Raw genomic sequence first — 20,433 nt, 5'->3', positions numbered from 1 at the left:
TGAAATCCTACTTTTGGGCCCCCCCATAGGCCAGTCTATTCGCTTGCTGTCGATATTACCGCTTGCCCGGCTCATATGGCGCGCCGAGCGCAGACGGCGAATTGCTCTTGCCGGCCGTGAAGATCAGCACGAGAAGCGTCAGCACGTACGGCAGCATATAGAATACTTCCGTCGGCACCGCGTTGGCGAAGGAGTACAGCTGAACCTGATCTCGCAGCGCCTGCGCGAGGCCGAAGAACAACGCCGCGCACGTCGCGCCGATCGGATTCCAGCGGCCGAAGATAACGGCGGCCAGCGCGATATACCCCTGCCCGGAGATCGTGTTGGACGCGAAGCTGCTGTTCGCCGTCAGCGCAATCGTCGCTCCGCCCAGCGCGGCAATCGATCCGCCGACCATGACGGCCCAGCCGCGCAGCCGGTTGACCTTCACCCCGGCCGTGTCCGCCGCTCCCGGGTGCTCGCCGACCGCCCGCAGCCGCAGGCCGAGCGGCGTCTTGAACATCACGTAATAGACGATGATGACGAGCAGCAGCGCGATATACGTCGTCGGATACGACTGGAAGAACGCTCTGCCCACGAACGGAAGATCGCTCAGCCAAGGAATGTGAATCCGGTGGAACACATTGCTGATGACCGGCGTCTCGGCCGCTCCGTCGAAGATGAGCTTCACCAGGAAGAAGGTGGAGCTGGCGGCGAGCATATTGACCACGATCCCGCTAATGACCTGATTCGCCTTGAAGCGAACCGAGGCAATGACGTGAATGCCCGAGAAGATAACGGTAAAGATAAGCGCGGCCAGACAGCCCAGCCATGGAGAAGCCGCACCCAGTCCCGCCTGTTCGGCGTAATAAGCCACAACCGCGGAGGAAAACGCGCCTGACACCATGAAGCCTTCCAAGCCGAGGTTGATAACCCCCGAACGCTCCGCAATGAGTCCGCCCAGCGCGGCGAAGACGAGTGCTGTTGCAAATACGAGAGTCCCGTTGATTAAAGATCCGAGCAATTCCATCTGTTATCCCTCCCGCTTCGCCTTTTTGGAACGTGAAAACCGTGTCAACAACCAACGGATCATGCCTGGTGCCGCGGCGAAGAAGATGATGATGCTGATGACCATCTTGATGACCTCGCCAGGGACGTTCGCTCCGAAGCTCATGCCCTGCGCACCGTACATGAGCGCCCCGAACAGCGCGGCGGCCAGCACGACGCCCAGCGCGCCGTTCATGCCAAGCAGCGCGACGGCGATGCCGTCGAAGCCGATTCCGGACGTAACCGAGGAGATGGCCATATATTTGAAGACGCCCAGCACTTCCAGCGTACCGATCATGCCGCCCAGCATCCCCGAGAGGAAGAACGTCCGGGTAATGACCTTGGACACGTTCATGCCGGCATATTCCGCCGCATGTCTGTTATTCCCTACGGCGCGGGTCTCATACCCCCATTTCGTCCGGTTCATATACAGGTGATACCCGATAATGGCGATGATGACGATGAAGAATCCCCAATGGACGCGGGCCCCGCTCATCAGATCGCTCAGCCATCCGATCTGGATGCTGGCCGATTCCTGAATGTTCTGCGAGCGGGAGGTCCCCGACTCGGCCATGAACGCCTTGATGACCATATGGCTGATATAGAGCGCCGTCCAGTTCAGCATGATGCAGGAGATAACCTCGTTGATGCCCCGCTTCGTCTTGAGCAGACCGACAAGCGCGCCCCACAGACCGCCCAGAATCGTGCCCGCGATAATCGCCACGATGCCGTGCAGAATCGGCGGCAGCGATATCATATTGCCCACGACGAGCGCTCCGAGCGATCCCATGACAATCTGGCCGTCCACCCCGATGTTGAACATGCCCGCGCGGAACGCAAGCGCAACGGCCAATCCGGCGAAAATAAGCGGCACGATCGCCCGCAGCGTCTCTCCCATGTCATAGGCGGAGCCGAAGATTTTCTCCACCAGCGACTGATACGCCAGCAGCGGATCGTAGCCTCCGGCAAGCATCACGAGAGCTCCAATCACAATTCCGAGGATGATGGCCACGAGAGAGATGATAACCGATTCTTTGGCTAGCATCGATTTAAGCTTGTTCATGACGTTCCCCCCCTTGATGCTTGCCGGCCATCATAAGACCCAGCTCCTGGTCTGTCGTTGTCTCCGGCGTCGTCTCCCCGACAATGCGCCCGTCGAACATGACGAGAATGCGGTCGGCCACATTCAGTATCTCTTCCAGCTCGAACGACACAAGCAGAACGGCCTTGCCTGCGTCGCGCTGGGTGATTAATTGCTTATGCACGAATTCGATCGCGCCGACGTCCAGCCCCCGTGTCGGCTGGGCTGCGACGAGCAGCTTCGGATCTTTGTCGATCTCGCGCGCGATAATGATCTTCTGCTGGTTCCCGCCGGACATCGCCCGCACCAGCGTATGGATGCTTGGCGTCCGAATATCGAACTGCTCGACATACCGCTCCGCCACCTGCTCAACCGCCTGCTGATCCATGAAGCCATTGCGGCTGAACTTCAGGCTGTCGTACGATTTGAGCACGGCATTTTCGCTGACGTCGAAGTCAAGCACGAGTCCGTGCTTGTGCCGATCCTGAGGGATATAGGAGATACCCTTGTCCGAAGCGTCCCGCGGCGACACATCCGTCACATCCTGTCCCGCCAGCCGGATCTGCCCGCCCGCGGTCCGGCGCATGCCGGTAATCGCCTCAATCAGTTCATTCTGTCCGTTGCCGTCTACGCCGGCAATGCCGACAATCTCCCCGGCGCGCACCCGAAAGCTGACGCCGTCCACGGCATGCTGCCCGTGCTCGTCCTTCACGATCAGGTTGTCGACCTCAAGCATCACATCCTGCGGCGCAGCCGGCGACTTGTCCGTCTTGAACTCGACATGCTTGCCTACCATCTTCTCGGCCAGCATTTCCGGATCCGTCTCGGACACCAGGACAGTGTCGATGACTTTGCCCCGGCGGATGATCGTGCAGCGGTCCGCGACCTCCATAATTTCCTTCAGCTTGTGCGTGATGAGCAGAATCGATTTGCCCTCGGCAGCCAGCCGTTTCATGATGTGCAGCAGCTCCTCGATCTCCTGCGGCGTCAGCACCGCGGTCGGCTCGTCGAAAATAATAATCTCGGCGCCGCGATACAACGTTTTCATAATTTCGACGCGCTGCTGCATGCCGACGGAAATCGACTCGATGACCGCTTCCGGCTTCACATTCAGCCCGTACTGCTCGGACAGCTGCCGTATTTTCGAGGCAGCGCCCTTCAAATCCATCTTTATGCCTCGCGTCGGCTCCATGCCGAGCACGATATTTTCCGTAACCGTAAAGGGGTGAACAAGCTTGAAGTGCTGATGCACCATGCCGATGCCGCATTCAATCGCCTTGTTCGGGCCGTCCATCAAAATCGGCCGGCCGTTCAGCTCAATACTGCCTTCATCAGGCTGATATAATCCGAATACGATATTCATCAATGTCGATTTGCCGGCGCCGTTTTCGCCGAGAAGCGCGTGAATCTCGCCTTTTTTCAACTGCAGGCTGATTTGATCGTTTGCTACAATGCCGGGAAAGCGCTTTGTAATTCCTTTCAGTTCCAGTACGATATCTCCGTTGTGCATATGGCGTTCCCCTCCGTAACACATCTCCCCGCCGGTCAAGCGGGCGGGGAGAAGGTATGGTGAAATTAAGTCGTCGGCACTTCAATCTCGCCGTTTATAATCTTGGCGCGGTATTCTTCGACTTTATCCAATACGTCCTTCGGCACGTTTTTGTCGGAAGTCGGCGCAATATCGACGCCTTTTTCCTTCAGACCCATCGAGGTCACCTTGCCGCCAGGGAAGTTGCCGTCCGCCAATGCCTTGGAAATCGTGTAGACGGCTTCGTCGACCTTCTTAATCATCGAGGTCAACGTTACATCATCGCCGAACTCAAGCGACTGGTCTTTGTCTACGCCGATAACCCAGACGCGGTCACCGCGCTTCACGCGCTCTTTCGCTTCATTGAACACCCCGTTCCCCGTCAAGCCCGATGCGTGGAAAATAATATCGACGCCATCGTCATAGAGCGTGGAAGCGGCCGATTTCCCCATATCTACGCGGGTGAACTGCCCCGTGTAAATCGCTTTGAAGGAAGCATCCGGATTAACCGCCTTGACGCCTTCGCGGAAGCCGGCTTCGAAGCGCTTGATGACCGGAATTTCCATGCCGCCGACGAATCCGATTTTGTTCGACTTCGTCATCGACCCGGCGATAACGCCGACCAGGAACGCGCCTTCGTTTTCTTTAAAGGAGACGGAAGCGACGTTCGGCACGACGATTTCGGAATCGACGATGCCCAGCTTCGCGTCCGGATTTTCCTTGGCAATCTTCGTTACCGCATCGTCCAGCGTATAAGCCGTGGCCCAGGTCAAGTCGTAGCCGCCTTTGACGAACTGGTTCAAGCTCGGATTGACTTCGCCGTCATTTTTCGGCTCCAAATATTTGACTTCATAGCCGAAGTCGTCGCGCAGCTTCTGCAGACCTTCCCAAGCGCTCTGGTTGAACGATTTGTCGTTCACGCTTCCCATATCGGTAACCATCCCGACCTTCAGCTTCTTCCCGCCGTCTTCAGCGCCTTCGCCGCCGCCGGCGTTCGTCCCCCCGGACTTGTTGCCGCAGCCAGCCAGAGCGAAGGTGAACAATAGCATCGCTGATAAGACCAACAACATCGATTTTTTCATGACGAGTTCCCCCTTGAGATTAATGAATCCTGCTTCGTCTTGCATCTATCTAAAGCGAGCACGTCAGCGGGCCGTCAACAGCGATAAAAAGCTGGTCCCGTGACCTGTTCCCGTGACGCCGAAGTTTTCGGCCAGCGTAGCGGCCAAGTCGGCAAAGGTCGAGCGCACTCCGATGGACGCGGTCTTGCCCGCAAACGTCGGATTGTAAATGAGAATCGGCACATACTCGCGCGTATGATCCGTGCCGGCATGAATCGGGTCATTCCCGTGATCGGCCGTAATGATAAGCAGGTCTTTCTCGCCGACCCGTTCCATCATCTTCGGCAGCGCCCGATCGAATTCTTCCAGGCACCGAGCGTAGCCCTCCGGATCGCGGCGGTGTCCGTAGAGGGAATCGAAATCAACCAGATTGGTAAAGATCAACCCTTTCCCGGCGTCCCCTAACCGCTCGATCGTCGTCTCAATGCCGTGCGCATTGCTCTTGGTAGGATAGGAATGATTGATTCCGCTTCCGGAGAAGATGTCGTTAATTTTCCCCACGGATACCACATCATACCCGCTCTCGGAGATGGAATTGAGCACCGTCTTCGCCGGCGGAGCAAGCGCGTAATCATGCCGATTGGCGGTCCGCTTGAAGTTCCCCGGCTCGCCGACGTACGGCCGCGCGATAACGCGTCCGACCGCATACGGCGCGGTCAGCGTCATCTCCCGCGCAATTTTGCATGCCGCATACAGCTCATCCAGCGGAATGATATCCTCATGGGCCGCAATCTGGAAGACGCTGTCCGCGGACGTATATACGATCCAGGCGCCGGTGCGCATCTGCTCTTCGCCGTACTCATTCAGCACATCCGTGCCGGAAGCGGGGCGGTTGCAGAGCACCTTGCGGCCCGTCTTATCCTCGAAAGCCTTGATAAGCGGCTCCGGAAATCCCTCCGGGTAGACCTCGAACGGAATGTCGACATGCAGGCCCATCAGCTCCCAATGGCCGGTCATCGTGTCTTTGCCGACGGAAGTCTCCGCCATTTTCCCGTAGAAGGCAAGCGGAGACCCGGCCGGAGGAATATGCGGCAGGTCCGCGATATTGCCCAGACCGAGCGCCTGCAGATTCGGAAGCTGAATCGTCGGCACGCGCTCCGCGATATGGCCGAGCGTATGAGAGCCGGCATCGCCGAAGCGTTCCGCATCCGGAAGCTCTCCGATGCCTACGCTATCCATGACGACGACACATACTCGTTCAAACATGTTTACCACTCCTCTTCTGTTATCCAAGTTGTCAAATCGGACACTGACGCCGGCACTTGGTTCTCCGGCGAATGTCATGTAATATATAGATGTATAATTGTAATTATGGTTTTTGGACAGGCAATATATCCATATTCCTGCCGAGAAAGGAGAATCCATGCTCAGCAGTTTGCAGCACGTTTTTTTGTTACAGGATTTATCGCAGGAGGATTGCGACCGTATTCTTCCCCTGCTCAAAACGCGAACCTATAAGAAGAACCAGATACTCATCCATGAGGATGATGATAGTTCCGATATATATATTTTGCGGGAGGGACTAGTAAAAGTATATCGCCTTTATCACGACAAGGAAATTATTTTGAACTTCCAGTTCCCCGGCGATATCATCGGCGAGATGGAGACGATTGCCACCTACCCTCGGCGCGTCGCTACCGTAGAAACGATGGAAACCTCCCATTTCTGGATTATAAGCCGTTCCGATTTCATTACGATCATGGACAGACACCCATTGGTGCTGAAGCGAGCCTATAACCGGCTGCTCGATCATTTGAGCAATATGAACAACAAAGTCCGCTACCTCTCGTATCTTGACGTGCGGCTGAAGCTGGCGAACTTGCTCCTGGACCTGTACTACAACTTGGGCAAGCCTGCTGAATCCGCTTACAAGATCGATTGTAAAGTAACGCATCACCTCTTGGCCAATATGATTGGCGTGACCCGGGAATCGATCTCGAAGGTCATGCGCGAACTGCAGGATGAGGGCGTGCTGACGATGAATCAGAAGTACATTTACATTACCAATTTGGAAAAGCTGCAATCGATGTGCGATGACATGGACGATTCGCCCGCCTACCGCAAATGGCGCTCGCAAGATATTTCCCAACCGTAAAAAATCCATGGTGCCGTAAATGCGCCATGCATGTATGAATCTGATGGCGGCTGCCGACGATAAGGTCGGGGCCGTTTGTCATATGTCATATCTTGATTATAATTGGCGAAGAAAGGCGGATTCAGTTACCGACCCGTCAATAATTTGGTGAAATTGTTCACAGAATATAAGTGCCCGCCATTACGGTTTTGCATCCGAGTTCATGGTATCGTATAAAGACAAGTAACCGTTTTCATATTAATATATATTAATATAACGGTTCCAAATTCATTTGTGAAGGATAATGGAGGGATTCAGCATGAGTATTCATTTGGAAGCACAAGTTGGAGACATTGCACCCGTCGCCTTGATGCCCGGCGATCCGCTTCGCGCGAAATACATCGCGGAAACGTTCCTTGAGAACGCCGTCTGCTACAACCAGGTACGCGGCATGCTCGGATACACGGGAACCTATAAAGGACATAAAGTATCGATTCAAGGCTCCGGCATGGGGATTCCTTCCTTCTCCATATATGCGACGGAACTGATTAAAGATTACGGCTGCAAAACCATCATCCGCATCGGAACATGCGGGGCGATTCAAGAAGACGTGAAGCTGCGCGACGTGCTGCTGGCGCAAGCGGTATGCACCGACTCTTCCATCAACAAGCATTACTTCCCGGATGCCGAATTCGCCCCGATTGCGACCTTCGATCTGCTTCGGAGCGCCTATGACATCGGACAGGAAAAAGGGCTTCATCTCCGGGTCGGGAACATCTTCTCTTCCGATCATTTCTATGCCGACAACGTAGAGATGCAGACGAAGATGGGCAAATACGGGGTTCTCGCCGTCGAAATGGAGACGGCGGCGCTTTATATTTTAGCGGCCAAGTACGGCATCGACGCCCTGGCAATGTTCACCGTCAGCGATCATATTCTGACCGGAGAGCAGACGACGGCCCAAGAGCGGCAGACGACGTTCAACGACATGATCGAAGTCGCGCTGGAGACGGCGATTCGCGGCAAATAAGACAACCGCACAGACAGGAAGAAGGGGCAGCCTGCGGTCCATGACAAGACCGGGCTGCCCCTTTTCTCCATGCTCACTTCATCCGCACGATCTTGCGGCTCATCCGCTCCTCCCAACGCCGCATCTTCTCCTGCTTGATGCGCTTGAGTTCCTGTTCGGTCTCTTCATCCACCCCCAGGAGGCAGTGCATATGGGCGGCAATGATCAGCAGCGCGAACGCGCACCAGACGATGCCGAACCAGACGGCCGGCGTCCAGCCCGCCTTGAAAGACAGCGTCGGCAGTACGATGACAAGCATGACTAGGGCAGCTCCTATCGACAGGACATGCTTCCATGCCCTGCGCTTCGAAGAACGGAAATAAGACATTCGGTTCATCATGGGCAATCGCTCCTTCATCATCAACGATGACAGCCGGCGGCGCCATCGTTCTGTTCTCCTATAGCTTGGCTATAGTAGAGCGTATGCCGCATCAATCGATAACATGCCAGATTCGTTCAGGCCGCAGCACCTGCGGCCCTGTCTGCCGCGCCGGCCTCGCGCTTGGCACAGCCGGATCAGCCGTACAGATGGCCGAGCGCATCCGACACGATCTTGTTCACATCCTGAATCACGACCGCGAGCCGCCGTTCGGCTTCGAACAGCTTCGCGATCTCCGTATTCATGCTGATGACTTCATACAGCTTCTCCATTTTGTCCAGCTCCGACTGCTCCGGCATCTCGCCGGTCATCATCTTCTGCTGCATCTCCATCTGGCGCAGGCGGAAATCATCCAGCATCCGCTTGCTGTCCGCATCGCCTTCAATCGCCTTCATCGCCGTCTCGACGGCTTTCGCCTCGTCCGATTGCTGCAAGGCGCGGGCCAGTTCATGGGCTTGATCGTATACACTCATCAGTTCTCATCCTTTCCGTTCTTCCTCGTTGTCAGCATACCATACGGGAGCGGCCGCTGTCGCGGGCGCTACGAACCGATCGCGAGCAGAATCAACGACTGGATCAAGCCGATAATCCCCCCAAGCAGCGCCCCGAGCCATGTGATGGCGCGGAACTCCTTCCCCGATACGCTCAAAATAATCGTCTCCAGCCGCTCGATCGGGAATTGCTCCACCTGCGAACGGACCACATCCTCCAGGCGGGCGGCGCGCATCACCTTGTCCAGATTGCGGTCCAGCAGCCCAATCGCAAAATCGACGAGCCGCGGCACATAAGGCTGCCATGCCTCCTTGCTCTCCTCCAGCCAGCGGCTCGGCCGCGCGTCTCCCCACCGCTCCAGGCGGCGGCTCCACTGCAGCCATGACTTCGCCAGGCCGATGATCTGGCCGGCAGGCTCCGAATCCTCCCCCGACCAGGCGCGCAGCAGCTCGGCCGGCGGCTGGCTCACCCACTCCTCCAGCTTCCGCTCCAGCATCCGGGTCACGGTCTCATGGACCTTGTCGGAGCGAAGCTGCTCCGCCAGCAGGGGGGTGATGCGCGTCACCAGTTTGTCTTCATCGACGAAGATGGCCGCCATCACGCCCATGAAGCCCTTCGAGCGGTCGACGAACTCCTTCGCCATCCGCAGCAGCATGCGCTGCCCGCTGGACGACAGCAGCTCCCGCTCGATCGAGAGCAGGATGGCGGAAGCGGCCTTGCCTGGCAGCCGGTTCAGGCTCTCCTCCTGCCCTTCCGGCAGGAATTCGGACAGCGGGCGCTCGTCCCAGCCGCTGCCCGCCAAGCCGCGCCGGATTCCCGACTCGGTCAGCTTGTCGAGCCGCTCCCCCCACGCATCGCACAGCTCGGGCCAGCTCCGGCCGGGGAAGCCGATCGCAGCCCATTCGCGCAGCGGGCGCTCGTCCGCCAGCAGCCGGTCGGCAAAACCCGCCAAGCCGGCCGAGGCACGCTCCCGCACCTCCGGCTGGCGCAGCATCGCCCGCAGCCCGTCGCTCGTCACCAAATATTCCGCTACGACTTCCCCCAGCGAAGCCGCAATATCTGACTTCCGCTTCGGAATGAGACCGGGCGTGAACGGCACTCTCCGCCCGAACAGATGAATCGGCTGCCGCGGATGGAACAGCATCTTGATCGCAAAATGATTCGTAATGCCGCCGACGAACGCGGCCACAATCACGCTAAATAGAATAAATAACCAATTGGGCACGCCGAATGCCTCCTTTCCTGATGTAGGTCAATCACCAAGGGAAATATGTCCTCATATGATGAAATTACGTATGCGGTTCACCTGTAATAGTATCGACTCTAGCCCGGTGCATACCGTGATTCATCATGCAAGTCGTCGTTGGAAGGAGAACCAACATGTTGAAATCAAAAGTGAGGCTCCACGTTGTGAGCGCCGGCATCCTGCGGGAAGACATGATCATGTTGGGCGACAGCTATGTCAAGCAATGGAAGATTCCCGTAAACCATCCGATTACGATCCGCTTCGGTTCCTTCAGACAGAGCGTGACCGTATCCTCCGTTCCCAAATCTGACGGGCTCCGGATCAGTCACGCGCTTGCCCGCAATATGGGACTGTCGAACGGCGTTCCTCTGCGGCTGACGTATGCCCAACAGACGTTGAGAATCGGTCCGCTCATCGGCGTCCTGATCAGCCGGGATTATCCCGCTGTTCCGGATCGGCCGTTCGGCACGATTACCGCCTTCTGCCGGGAGATGGTCGATGCCTGCCATTCCCAAGGAGCCGTTGCCTGCTTCTTCACGCCGGAACATGTGAAGGACTCTCAACGGATACAGGCATGGGTTTATACCAAAGGAAGCTGGCAGCTTAGCAGCATGCCGATCCCGGATGTCGTGAACAATCGCCTGACGTCACGATCTCTGGAGAACAAACCTAGCGTACAGCATTTCATGAAAGAAGTAAAATCGCGTTACCAGTCCCATGTATTCAATGAAAAGTTTCTGGATAAGACCGAGGTATTCGACGCGTTGAAGGCCAGTTCGGAGTTGATCCGCTACTTGCCGGAATCGCATCTGCTGCGCAGCTACTCTACCCTCAAGACGATGAGCGGACGCTATCAGACCCTCTTCCTGAAGCCGGCCCGGGGAAGCCTCGGCAAAGGCATCATCTGCATCAACCGTACCTCGGATAACGGATTTCAAGCCCTCTATTCCAATATTAGCGGCACCAAGCGCCAGAACTTCAGCAGCTTAACCAAGCTGTTCTCCACCCTGTCCGGGAAGCTGAAGACGAACCGCTATCAGATTCAGCAAGGCTTGAACCTGATCGATTATGCCAAGCGCCCGATCGATTTCCGCGCGCTCGTTCAGAAAAACATTCACGGCCGCTGGAGCGTCACGTCCATCGTCGCCCGAACCGCGAGCACGCAGCATTTCGTGTCGAATGTGGCGCGCGGCGGAACGCTCAGCACCGTCAAGGAAGCGGTCGGCCGCTCGAATCTGCCGGCCGGAGCGAAGAGCGACATCGTGGGCAAGCTGCAGCGGGCGGCGCTCGATATCGCGCGCGGCATCGATACGCATATTCCTGCTCACTTCGGTGAATTGGGAATTGACCTGGCTGTGGACACGTCAGGCAAAGTGTGGCTGCTTGAAGTCAACTCCAAGCCTTCCAAAAATGACAATACTCCATTGAACGTGAACCGAGTCCGTCCCTCCGTCCGCAAAACAGTGGAATATGCCCGGTATTTGTCCGGATTTTAAGGAGGTGGCAGGTAAATGATGAAAAACCGAACCGAGCAGCCCGTCATCGGCATTCTGCAGAACGAGTCGCCCGGAACGCCTCCCTTCACCGAGCCTGAATATTGCCGCAGGCTGTGTCAGGCCGGACGCAAACACGGCGTCCGGGTCATCGTGTTCTCGCCCGCATGGGCCGACCTTGCTTCCGGCACGGTAAACGGTTATGTCTACGGCGACCACCGATGGGAACCCTGCACCGCCGCATTGCCTCCCCTTGTGTACAACCGGTGCGTATTCTCCGGCGGAAGCGCCAGCGCCAGAACATCAGCCGCCCTCGCCAAGCTGCTGCGGAGCAGACGCACCGCCCAGCTAGGGGTAGGATTGCGGGGCAAATGGGATATCTACCGGACCTTATCCGCCGAGTCCGGCCTGAGCGCGATTCTGCCGCCCACTCATCTCTACAAGGGCACACGCAGCATTACTGCCGCGATGTCCCGCTACGGCGGAAGCCTGTTCCTGAAGCCCCATGCCGGCTCCAAAGGGAAGTCTGCGCTCCGGGTTCAGTATCGCCGGACGGAACAGCGAGGAGACGGAAGCCATGCCCCCTTGCTGAACATCACGGGACGCGATCAACGCAACCGCCCGCTAACGATGCAATTTGAATGTACCGAGGATGGATACGACTGGATTGCCAGCTTTATCGGCAGACGAACCTTTGTCATGCAGCCTTGCTTGTCTCTGCTGACGGAGGCGGGCGAGCCATTCGACATTCGTGTGCTGATGCAAAAGAATGACCGGGGCCGCTGGGCGATGACCGGCATGGCCGCACGCATCGGCACCCCTGACAGCGTTACTTCCAATCTCCATGGAGGCGGGCGGGCCGTGTCTGTCCTTCCATTTTTGAAGCGCGAATACGACCCGGAGCGTGCCGAGCAGCTCATGGAGCAGCTGCAAGCCTATAGCGAGCGCATTCCCCCTCTACTTGAAGCACGACACGGGCGTCTGATGGAGGTCGGTCTGGATTACGGCATTGATCGGGAAGCCCGCATGTGGCTGCTGGAGGTCAATTCGAAGCCGGGCAGGACGGTCTTCCGTCAGACAGGCGAGCGGGAAGCCGCCGTGAAATCCGTGGAAAATCCCATCTTGTATGCGCGCTATGTATTGGGTCGACATCTTAGGAGGGTAAGTCCATGAGTTTGACGGTATGCAACGTCCACTTAACACCTAAATCCGAGAAAACAGTGTATCTCTCCAGCACCTTAATGAAGCAATTGAAGCTAACCGGCAAAAAATCAGTGCGGCTTCGGTTGGGCAAGGCGACAATCCCCGCTGCGGTGAAGCCGGTTAGGCGTCCAGGCAACCATGTCATCATACCGGCCGGCCTTCGTTCCTTCGTCCGGGTGCCGAAATCCGGTATGGTCTATCTGCGCAACGATCAGGATGGCGATCTGCAATTAGGACCGCTGATCGGCGTCTTATCGGATTCCTCGCTGCGCACGCAGTCGCATCCGTTCGGCAGCCGAACCTCGTTCATTAAACAGATTTTGCGAGCCGGCAATAAGAAAGCCTTCGTCTTTGCCTTCGCTCCACGCGATATCAATTGGCACAACGAGACCGTCCACGCCTACTTCCTATCGGAATCCGGCGGCTGGATCCGACGCACCGTGCCGCTGCCGGATGTCGTATATAACCGGCTCCCGAGCCGGCGGGCAGAGACGACGTCCTCGATCCAGATGCTGCGGGAACGGTTCGTGCGCCGGAATATCCCTTTTTTCAACTGGAGCTTCTTCAAAAAATCCGACATCTACGAGCTGCTGGAAAACGATTTTGAGGCGAACCTCCATGTTCCTGAATCGGTCATGAACCCGACGCCGGACACGATTCGCGACATGCTGGCCCGCCATCACTTCGTCTACTACAAGCCGACTTCGGGAAGCCTCGGTATCGGCATCTACCGGCTGACCTACCTGCCGAAGAAAGGCTATTTCGCACGCTACACGGTCAACGGCAAAAACACGCTGCTCCGCTTCAAGAATTTCTCCAGCCTCATCCGCATGCTGCAAGGAAGGCACGGCCGTTCGCTGCGCAACTATGTCGTGCAGCAGGGCGTTCGGCTCATCGAGATCGATGGCTGTCCGATCGACTTCCGCTTCCATATGCACAAGAACGGGGAGAATGACTGGACCGTTGTCGGGATCGGCGCCAAGAAAGCGGGCAAAGGCAGCGTTACCACCCACGTGAAAAATGGCGGCCAGCTGATGACGCCGGAGCAGGCCCTCCAGCGGATGTTCGGTGACAGAGCCGACGAAGTGCTTGCCAATATGAAAAAGGTAGCCATCGATCTGGCCTTGGCCATTGAACGGAACTATCCTCATCTGCTCGGCGAGCTCGGCTTCGACCTCGGCATCGACCAGGATGAGCATGTATGGATGTTCGAGGCCAATGCCAAGCCTGGGCGCTCGATATTCAAGCATCCATCCTTGCGCACGGAAGGTCAAGCATCCATTGAACATATTCTGGATCACTGTCTGTTCCTTAGCAAATTCCGCAGGAGGGATCCGATGTGAGTGGCACAAAGCAAGATCAGCTGCCGGTCGTCGCCATTCTGACGATCGAAGACGCCAAAGAAAAATTCCGCGGCAATCGCGACAACTTCCTGGATATTTTGCGGACGGGCAAGGATCTCGGTTTTACCGTGTATATCGTGACCGCGAGGGATTTGAAGCTCGGCGCCAATCGAATCGCGGGCTATGATTACAACGAAGATAAGAAGGCTTGGGAGCAGGAATGGTTCCCGCCTCCCCGCATCGTCTACAACCGCATACCGCTGCGGGAGGATGAGAATCTGCCTGCCGTCCGCCGGAAGATCGAGGAGATTCTGGCCCATCCGGGCATTCGCCTGTACAATCCTTACTTTTTCAACAAATGGCAATTGTTCGAATGGTTGAAAAAATCGAGGGCCACCCGGCCCTTCATTCCCGCCACGCGAAGGCTGCGCACCGCTGTCGCTCTGGCCAAAATGCTGAACAAACATCCCTATCTGTTTCTGAAGCCGGAGACGGGAAAAGCGGGCATGGGCATTATGACGCTGCGCGTCAATCATACGAAAGCGATGAAGTTTCGGCTGAAGACCCAGGATAAAAGGCGGAGCGCCCTGTTCAAGTGCGCCACGATCTCGAAGCTATGGGCCCGGATACGCAAGCAGGCCGGTACCCATGATTATATCGTTCAGCAAGGGATACCGCTGGCTACGGTGAACCGGCGGCCGTTTGATTTGCGGGTGCTGGTCCAGAAGAATAGCAAAGGCCAATGGGATATTACCGGTGTCGGCGCCCGTGTCGCCGGCTCTTCAAGCATAACGACCCATGTTCCCCGCGGCGGAAGCATCGAGGATCCCGAGAAGCTGCTGAGCGCGAATTTCGGCGTCGAACAAGCGCGGAGAACGATGGCCCGCACCAAAAACGCGGCCATCATCATCGCCCGGCAGATCGAACGCGGTTCCGGGCATACACTTGGCGAGATGTCGATGGATTTGGGCGTGGATACGAACGGCAGCATCTGGTTCTTCGAAGCCAATGCGAAGCCGATGAAATTCGATGAGCCTCATATTCGGAGACGCTCGCTGGAACGTATTTTCCAGTATTCGGCTTATTTATCCCGAACCAGCGGATAACGTCAAAGAAGGTGAAGACACTTGGATGAACCCGTTCTTGGCATTTTGACGCTTTATTTGAATGAGCAAAAGCACTTGGAAGAACGGCATATTTATCAGAAGATGATCGTGGCCGGGAAAAAGCTGGGGTTGACCGTCTTCGTGTTCACCCCGCAGGATGTCGATGAGCAGCACAAGCGAATTAACGGCATGTGGTACCACCCGGAGAGCAAGCGCTGGACACGCAAATGGACCCGCTTCCCGACCATGATCTTCGATCGGTGCCGCATTCAGAAAAGCTACCGATTCGAGCAGCTGAAGCGGTTCCGCAGCAAATACCCGAAGCTGCTTTATCTGAACCGTCCGCTTCGCAATAAATGGACGATCTACCAGGTGCTCTCCACAGTCCCATCCCTTAAGAAGTATCTTCCCGACACAAGACTGTATTCGGGAATTCAGGATGTGCAGCGCATGCTGAAGGAGCGGCCGCTGCTCTACCTGAAGCCGATTAACGGCACGGGAGGGCGCGGCATTCTTCGCATCCAGCGCATCCGCTCCTCGGACGGCGTGGTCTATGTCGAGGGAAGAGATCATCAGCGGCAGGTCATCCGGCCGCAGAAAATGACCTACTCCCAACTGGCCGCGCGGCTATCCTCCTGGAAGGCGAACGACCGCTATCTCATCCAGCAGGGCATCGCGCTCAAGCTGCCGAGCGGCCGCGTGCATGATTACCGGATGCTCGTGCAGAAGAACGGATCCGGCGCCTGGTCGGTTACCGGCTGCGCCGGCCGCGTCGGACCGGTCAACAGCATCACCTCGAATCTCCACGGGGGAGGCCAGGCTGTGCGGATGGAGGAACTGCTGTCGCAGTGGATAGGCGACAAGACGCGCATCCAGAACATCCGCAAGGAAGCCGAAGCCCTCAGTCTTGAGGTGGCCGCCTTCCTCGAGAAGCGATATGATGCCCTGTGCGAGCTGGCGCTTGATCTCGCGATCGACCAGAAAGGGCGCATTTGGCTGCTGGAGGTCAATCCGAAGCCGGCGCGGGAAGTGTTCTACCGCATCGGCGACAAGGAGACGTACCGCAACTCCATAGTGCGCCCGCTGGAATATGCATCCTGGCTGTACCGCAAAAAGGCGGGCATCAAGCTGCCGGATTCCGGCAAAGCGACGCAGGCGCCAGAAGAGAGCAAGCCGGAAGATAAAAAGGACGCTTGAATTCAGAAGCGTCCATCACATACGACAGGCGCAGACTCGGAGAGCTGCGCCTGTCTCGGTAAAGAGGCTGTCGAGTGATTAAGAGACTGTCGAGCGGTATAAGTCCAACAGCTCGTCGAATTTGCGGATGATGACGTCTGAACCCTCGAGCTCCTGCTCCTGGCCAAAGCCGGCATATTGGCAGCCGATGACGGCCAGCCCGTTCTCCTTCCCCGCTTCCACGTCAGAGGAGCGATCACCGACCATCCAGGCCGAATCAATCCCATGCTCCGACTTCAGGAGGCGGACCAGCTCCACCTTGGTCGCGGTGCCTCTTCCGCCCGCGCTGTACAAGCCGGTGAACAGCTCGTCCATGCCGAAGGTCTTCACGATCGCCTGTATATATTCCTCCAGCCCGTTGCTTGCGACGAACAGCTTCACGCCTTCGCGCCGCAGCTCAGCCAAGGTCTCCTTCACCTGCGGATACAGCTCCGCGATGCCTTCGTTCAATCCGGACAGCTCGTATTGCAGCAGAAGCTCGTCCGCGCGGCGGTGCGCCTCCGGGCTGCCTTCCGGCATAACCCGCTTCCAGATGTCCGCCAGCAGCATGCCAAGCGACCCGAGCATCAGATCTTCCGGCGGCGTCGGCCCCTCGTGCAGCTTCTCGCTCCGCAATGTATCGAATACGCGATGGTATGCCGTTATCAACAGCGATTCCGTCCGGAACAGCGTCCCGTCCATATCGAAGATCATCGCTTCCGGGCGCGGCAGTCGGTCTGCGCGCAATGTGTCCATACTCACGGCAAGTCCCTCCATTTGTCGTCAAATAAACGGTCAGTGACCCCACTATACCATATGCGGAGGCTGAACTGGAGCGTTTCCCCTTATTCTTCGCTTTAAAATTCTGTTACGGCTGCTGCCTCTTCACTTGAGGAACGGCTTCATATCGGATAACATCATAGTACAGCATGTAACACGGAGGCGAACCGATTTGGAACAAGTGATAATTGCAGGCGCCGGTCCTTGCGGGCTGTCGGCCGCGATTGAATTGCAGCGCAGCGGATGGGATCCGCTCATCATCGAGAAGCAGTGCATCGTTCATTCCATCTACCGTTATCCGACCCATCTCCAGTTCTTCAGCACGCCGGAGCTGCTGGAGATCGGCGGCATCCCGTTCGCCACCCCGAATGAGAAGCCATACCGTCACGAAGCGCTCGTCTATTACCGCAGAGTGTCGGAGCAGTATGGGCTCCGCATCCGCTCCTATGAAGAGGTCAAGGATATCGCCAAGGAGGAGGACGGCGTCTTCACGCTGCATACGGAGACCCGAAGCGGAGAAACGCTCACCTACCGCAGCCGGCATGTCGTCATTGCGACCGGCTATTTCGATTATCCGAACCTCCTGGGCATCCCGGGTGAGGATCTTCCGCACGTCACCCATTATTTCCAGGAAGCTCATCCGTATGCCGGCATGAAGGTAATCATCATCGGCGGCAGCAATTCCGCCGTCGATGCCGCGCTCGAATGCGAGCGGGTGGGCGCCCAAGTAACCATCGTCTACCGCGGGACCGAGATCTCCGGCAATATCAAGCCGTGGGTCCGCCCGATTCTGGAGAGCAAGCTCGCCAAGGAACGAATCCATATTCGCTACGACTCCCGCGTCGTCCATATTGCCCAAGACCGGGTTCGCATTGAGCGCGGCGACGGCTCGACAGAGGAACTGAGCAGTGACTTCGTTCTCGCCTTGACCGGCTTCCGCCCCGATCGCAAGCTGCTGGAATCGAGCGGCGTCCGCATGCAGGACGATCAGGACAAGCCCGTCTACGATCCGGAGACGATGGAGACGAACGTGCCCGGCCTGTATGTCGCTGGCGTTATCGCATCCGGCCGCAATGCGAACGAAGTCTTCATCGAGACCGGCCGCTACCATGGCCGGCTGATTGCCGACCATATCGGCCCCAGCCCAGAACCCCGGCCGAGCAACTAACAGCCGCTCGGCCCCGATTGGACGGAGTGCCTGCGGTCCGCCAATGGACCAGCCTCCGTCCTCATTGGACTGGTCCATCCTCCGTTACGTCCGTGAATGAACACCCGTCCTTCTCATTGAACTAGGGACCGTCTGTGAATCATGCTGTCCTCGTTCGACGACTAGGCATCGTCCGTGAATCATGCTCTCCTCGTTCGAATAGGTATCGTTCGTGAATGGACACGTGCTGTTCTCATTGACTAGGCACCTTCCCTGGGGGACCCCCCGTTTTAGCGGACATACCGCCCCCATACTTTACATCTCAGGTCGCAAGCAAACCGCCGTTCACCCATTTCCGCATATTGCACTACTCTCCCTTTTCGTCAGGGTTGGGCCTCTCTTTTTGGCTCTTTGTTCCATTATCCCATCCAGTCAGAGCGGCCCCATTTTCCGGCTCTTTACATCATCTAATATTTGTAAAATTCCTTTTGTTTTCAAGCAATAACACTTCTAGCCGTAACACTCTGTTCCAATTTTCTAGTCTGGCCGTGCACTTTTCCTGATTCATGGGGAGATTGACTAAAAGGCAGCCCGCACTTATCCAGCTTCCTGACCGATAGGGAGATTGGCTATAAGGCAGCCAACGGTCATCCACCTTCCCTGACCGACGGGGAGAATGGTTATAAGGCAAGCCAAGCTCATCCGACTTCCTGACCGATAGGGAGATTGGCGATAAGGAAGCCTTGGCTCATCCACCTTCCCTGATGGTTATAAGGCAGGCCAAGCTCATCCCAGCTTCCTGACCGACAGGGAGATCGGTTATATGCATAGTGCAGCATGCTTTCTCTTATGAAAAAAGGCGGACTGCCAACTGGCATCCGCCTACTCATATCGATTAACTCCAAGCTGTTGCTTATTCCGCCAAGGCTGGCATTTGGGCCGTTCTTGTCTTGAAGTCGATGCCCTTGTAATACATGTCAGCGACGAGCAGGTTCGGTCCGCAGCAGGCAGCCGCCGGGCAATGGCAGTCGACTGTGCGGGACAGCGGGTGGTCGTGCAGCCAGGAATTGAAAATATCGTCCAGCCGGCCCTCGTAAATGCTGCCGAAGGCCGGGATGTCCGCGAAGTCGGTCACGAAGACATCGCCGCTGAACAGGTTGACATTCAACCGGTTGCGCCCGTCCGGATCGTTCCGCAGCGTGACCATCGGCTCGGAGCGGAGGCGCTGAAGGAGCTTTTGGTCTTCTTCGTTCGTATTGCATGCGAAGAAAGGAAGCGTCCCGAACAGCATCCAGATGTCCCGATGACGGGTATCAAGCAGCCGATGTATCGACTGTCTCAGATCGGACAGCGGCAGCACCGGAAGATTCTGCGCGAACGAGCTTGGGTACATCGGGTGCACCTCATGGCGCCGGCAGCCCATCTCGACGATAAGCTGATGAATCTCGCTCAGCTTGGTGTGGGTCCGGTAGTTGATCATCGACTCGGCTGAAATATACATTCCCGCCTGGCTCAGCCGCTTCGTATTGTCGATCATCCGCTCGTACAAGCGGGACGCGGCACCGGACTTGACCTCATGGCTTGTATGAGTGAACCCGACCGCATGAAAATCTTCCATGCACGTATAGTTGAACGAAATGTGCATGACGTCCAAATAGGGAGCGACCAGTTCATAGCGGCCGATGTCGAAGGTCAAATTCGAGTTGATCTGGGTCCGTATGCCTCGTTCGCTGGCGTATTTCAAAATCGGAACGATATAGTCGGTTACGGTCTTCAGATGGAACATCGTCTCTCCGCCCGTAATGCTGAGCGTCTCCAGATGCTCGACCTCGTCCAGCCGCTTGAGCATGAGGGAGAGCGGCAGCTTCGGCGGCTCGCTCATCACAAGCGTGTGCCCGACCGCGCAATGCTCGCAGCGCATGTTGCACATCTGGGCCACCGTCATCTCGACGCTGGTCAGGACATGACGTCCGTACGCGCGCAGCGAGCGGATCGGATCCCAAGGATCATACGCGGGGCTGATCTGTTGCTTTTCCTTGACTCGTTCCATTGCTAGTTGATTCATGCTACATTCCACCTTATTTTTTCCATTACCCTGTTGTCTGCGATATCCATCTCCACCCTGCCCGA

Annotated in this window: 18 protein-coding genes; 8 read left to right on the top strand and 10 right to left on the bottom strand. The window is 56.9% G+C overall.

The annotated features are described in order from the left end of the window. Nucleotides 1–55 precede the first annotated feature (55 nt). The 5 genes from OCY70_RS20610 to OCY70_RS20590 form a co-directional block, all read right to left on the bottom strand. Nucleotides 56–1,009: an ABC transporter permease gene (locus tag OCY70_RS20610; RefSeq protein ID WP_197256698.1), complete on the bottom strand. Its 954-nt coding sequence runs from the start codon at nucleotides 1,007–1,009 to the stop codon at nucleotides 56–58. 3 nt (nucleotides 1,010–1,012) lie between these two features. Next, nucleotides 1,013–2,089: an ABC transporter permease gene (locus OCY70_RS20605; protein WP_261945152.1), complete on the bottom strand. Its 1,077-nt coding sequence runs from the start codon at nucleotides 2,087–2,089 to the stop codon at nucleotides 1,013–1,015. Then, on the bottom strand, nucleotides 2,076–3,617 hold the full coding sequence (locus OCY70_RS20600; RefSeq protein ID WP_213427612.1) for an ABC transporter ATP-binding protein: 1,542 nt from the start codon (nucleotides 3,615–3,617) through the stop codon (nucleotides 2,076–2,078). Before OCY70_RS20600 ends, OCY70_RS20605 begins: the two co-directional genes overlap by 14 nt. Before the next feature lie 65 nt (nucleotides 3,618–3,682). Continuing rightward, nucleotides 3,683–4,717: a BMP family lipoprotein gene (locus OCY70_RS20595; RefSeq protein WP_213427611.1), complete on the bottom strand. Its 1,035-nt coding sequence runs from the start codon at nucleotides 4,715–4,717 to the stop codon at nucleotides 3,683–3,685. A gap of 63 nt (nucleotides 4,718–4,780) precedes the next feature. Further along, the gene (locus OCY70_RS20590; RefSeq protein ID WP_261945151.1) at nucleotides 4,781–5,962 is read right to left on the bottom strand and encodes a phosphopentomutase; all 1,182 of its coding nucleotides are present in this window, start codon (nucleotides 5,960–5,962) and stop codon (nucleotides 4,781–4,783) included. A 157-nt stretch (nucleotides 5,963–6,119) separates the two neighbouring features. Here OCY70_RS20590 and OCY70_RS20585 point away from each other — a divergent pair, with 157 nt between their 5' ends. Next, nucleotides 6,120–6,851: a Crp/Fnr family transcriptional regulator gene (locus OCY70_RS20585; protein ID WP_213427609.1), complete on the top strand. Its 732-nt coding sequence runs from the start codon at nucleotides 6,120–6,122 to the stop codon at nucleotides 6,849–6,851. Nucleotides 6,852–7,149: 298 nt separating this feature from the next. Then, a complete protein-coding gene (deoD, locus tag OCY70_RS20580) occupies nucleotides 7,150–7,860 on the top strand; it encodes a purine-nucleoside phosphorylase (protein ID WP_213427608.1) in 711 nt (236 codons plus the stop codon). Between the two features lie 73 nt (nucleotides 7,861–7,933). Here the strand turns inward: deoD and OCY70_RS20575 are convergent, their stop codons facing one another. The 3 genes from OCY70_RS20575 to OCY70_RS20565 form a co-directional block, all read right to left on the bottom strand. Next, nucleotides 7,934–8,239 carry a hypothetical protein gene (locus tag OCY70_RS20575; RefSeq protein ID WP_249724856.1) on the bottom strand — a complete coding sequence of 102 codons (306 nt, stop codon included), beginning with the start codon at nucleotides 8,237–8,239 and terminating at the stop codon, nucleotides 7,934–7,936. 176 nt (nucleotides 8,240–8,415) lie between these two features. After that, on the bottom strand, nucleotides 8,416–8,751 hold the full coding sequence (locus tag OCY70_RS20570; protein WP_213427607.1) for a YlbF family regulator: 336 nt from the start codon (nucleotides 8,749–8,751) through the stop codon (nucleotides 8,416–8,418). Between the two features lie 68 nt (nucleotides 8,752–8,819). Continuing rightward, on the bottom strand, nucleotides 8,820–9,995 hold the full coding sequence (locus OCY70_RS20565; protein WP_213427606.1) for a DUF445 domain-containing protein: 1,176 nt from the start codon (nucleotides 9,993–9,995) through the stop codon (nucleotides 8,820–8,822). A gap of 155 nt (nucleotides 9,996–10,150) precedes the next feature. Here OCY70_RS20565 and OCY70_RS20560 point away from each other — a divergent pair, with 155 nt between their 5' ends. Genes OCY70_RS20560 through OCY70_RS20540 form a run of 5 tightly spaced genes read left to right on the top strand, consistent with a single transcriptional unit; the run spans nucleotide 10,151 to nucleotide 16,358 of the window. After that, entirely contained in the window at nucleotides 10,151–11,512 is a 1,362-nt protein-coding gene (locus OCY70_RS20560; RefSeq protein WP_213427605.1) for a YheC/YheD family endospore coat-associated protein, read from the top strand. Between the two features lie 15 nt (nucleotides 11,513–11,527). After that, on the top strand, nucleotides 11,528–12,682 hold the full coding sequence (locus OCY70_RS20555; RefSeq protein ID WP_213427604.1) for a YheC/YheD family endospore coat-associated protein: 1,155 nt from the start codon (nucleotides 11,528–11,530) through the stop codon (nucleotides 12,680–12,682). Further along, the gene (locus OCY70_RS20550) at nucleotides 12,679–14,055 is read left to right on the top strand and encodes a YheC/YheD family endospore coat-associated protein (protein WP_213427603.1); all 1,377 of its coding nucleotides are present in this window, start codon (nucleotides 12,679–12,681) and stop codon (nucleotides 14,053–14,055) included. The genes OCY70_RS20555 and OCY70_RS20550 overlap by 4 nt, the downstream gene beginning before the upstream one ends. Further along, entirely contained in the window at nucleotides 14,052–15,161 is a 1,110-nt protein-coding gene (locus OCY70_RS20545) for a YheC/YheD family endospore coat-associated protein (protein WP_213427602.1), read from the top strand. The genes OCY70_RS20550 and OCY70_RS20545 overlap by 4 nt, the downstream gene beginning before the upstream one ends. Nucleotides 15,162–15,182: 21 nt before the next feature. Further along, nucleotides 15,183–16,358 (top strand): YheC/YheD family endospore coat-associated protein, encoded by a 1,176-nt coding sequence (locus OCY70_RS20540; protein WP_213427601.1) that lies wholly within the window; start codon nucleotides 15,183–15,185, stop codon nucleotides 16,356–16,358. A 78-nt stretch (nucleotides 16,359–16,436) separates the two neighbouring features. Here the strand turns inward: OCY70_RS20540 and OCY70_RS20535 are convergent, their stop codons facing one another. Next, entirely contained in the window at nucleotides 16,437–17,132 is a 696-nt protein-coding gene (locus OCY70_RS20535) for an HAD family hydrolase (RefSeq protein ID WP_213427633.1), read from the bottom strand. A 196-nt stretch (nucleotides 17,133–17,328) separates the two neighbouring features. On the opposite strand from OCY70_RS20535, the gene OCY70_RS20530 reads away from it, so the two are divergent. Further along, complete coding sequence (locus OCY70_RS20530; protein WP_213427600.1) at nucleotides 17,329–18,324, top strand: YpdA family putative bacillithiol disulfide reductase; 996 nt, start codon at nucleotides 17,329–17,331, stop codon at nucleotides 18,322–18,324. Between the two features lie 892 nt (nucleotides 18,325–19,216). On the opposite strand, the gene yfkAB is transcribed toward OCY70_RS20530, so the two are convergent. Beyond that, complete coding sequence (gene yfkAB, locus OCY70_RS20525) at nucleotides 19,217–20,368, bottom strand: radical SAM/CxCxxxxC motif protein YfkAB (protein ID WP_261945149.1); 1,152 nt, start codon at nucleotides 20,366–20,368, stop codon at nucleotides 19,217–19,219. Nucleotides 20,369–20,433: the final 65 nt, after the last annotated feature.

Source organism: Paenibacillus melissococcoides, from assembly GCA_944800085.1.
GTDB classification, from domain to species: Bacteria; Bacillota; Bacilli; order Paenibacillales; family Paenibacillaceae; genus Paenibacillus_B; species Paenibacillus_B melissococcoides.
This window is presented reverse-complemented; position numbering and strand designations above follow the sequence as displayed.

What these genes read in the sequence shown, in the direction of transcription:
- OCY70_RS20570 (WP_213427607.1), bottom strand. Translation starts at nt 8,751, where the DNA reads ATGAGTGTATACGATCAAGCCCATGAACTGGCCCGCGCCTTGCAGCAA.
- OCY70_RS20600 (WP_213427612.1), bottom strand. Translation starts at nt 3,617, where the DNA reads ATGCACAACGGAGATATCGTACTGGAACTGAAAGGAATTACAAAGCGC.
- OCY70_RS20555 (WP_213427604.1), top strand. Translation starts at nt 11,528, where the DNA reads ATGATGAAAAACCGAACCGAGCAGCCCGTCATCGGCATTCTGCAGAAC.
- OCY70_RS20595 (WP_213427611.1), bottom strand. Translation starts at nt 4,717, where the DNA reads ATGAAAAAATCGATGTTGTTGGTCTTATCAGCGATGCTATTGTTCACC.
- deoD (WP_213427608.1), top strand. Translation starts at nt 7,150, where the DNA reads ATGAGTATTCATTTGGAAGCACAAGTTGGAGACATTGCACCCGTCGCC.
- OCY70_RS20605 (WP_261945152.1), bottom strand. Translation starts at nt 2,089, where the DNA reads ATGAACAAGCTTAAATCGATGCTAGCCAAAGAATCGGTTATCATCTCT.
- OCY70_RS20610 (WP_197256698.1), bottom strand. Translation starts at nt 1,009, where the DNA reads ATGGAATTGCTCGGATCTTTAATCAACGGGACTCTCGTATTTGCAACA.
- OCY70_RS20550 (WP_213427603.1), top strand. Translation starts at nt 12,679, where the DNA reads ATGAGTTTGACGGTATGCAACGTCCACTTAACACCTAAATCCGAGAAA.
- OCY70_RS20585 (WP_213427609.1), top strand. Translation starts at nt 6,120, where the DNA reads ATGCTCAGCAGTTTGCAGCACGTTTTTTTGTTACAGGATTTATCGCAG.
- yfkAB (WP_261945149.1), bottom strand. Translation starts at nt 20,368, where the DNA reads ATGAATCAACTAGCAATGGAACGAGTCAAGGAAAAGCAACAGATCAGC.
- OCY70_RS20590 (WP_261945151.1), bottom strand. Translation starts at nt 5,962, where the DNA reads ATGTTTGAACGAGTATGTGTCGTCGTCATGGATAGCGTAGGCATCGGA.
- OCY70_RS20560 (WP_213427605.1), top strand. Translation starts at nt 10,151, where the DNA reads ATGTTGAAATCAAAAGTGAGGCTCCACGTTGTGAGCGCCGGCATCCTG.
- OCY70_RS20535 (WP_213427633.1), bottom strand. Translation starts at nt 17,132, where the DNA reads ATGGACACATTGCGCGCAGACCGACTGCCGCGCCCGGAAGCGATGATC.
- OCY70_RS20575 (WP_249724856.1), bottom strand. Translation starts at nt 8,239, where the DNA reads ATGATGAACCGAATGTCTTATTTCCGTTCTTCGAAGCGCAGGGCATGG.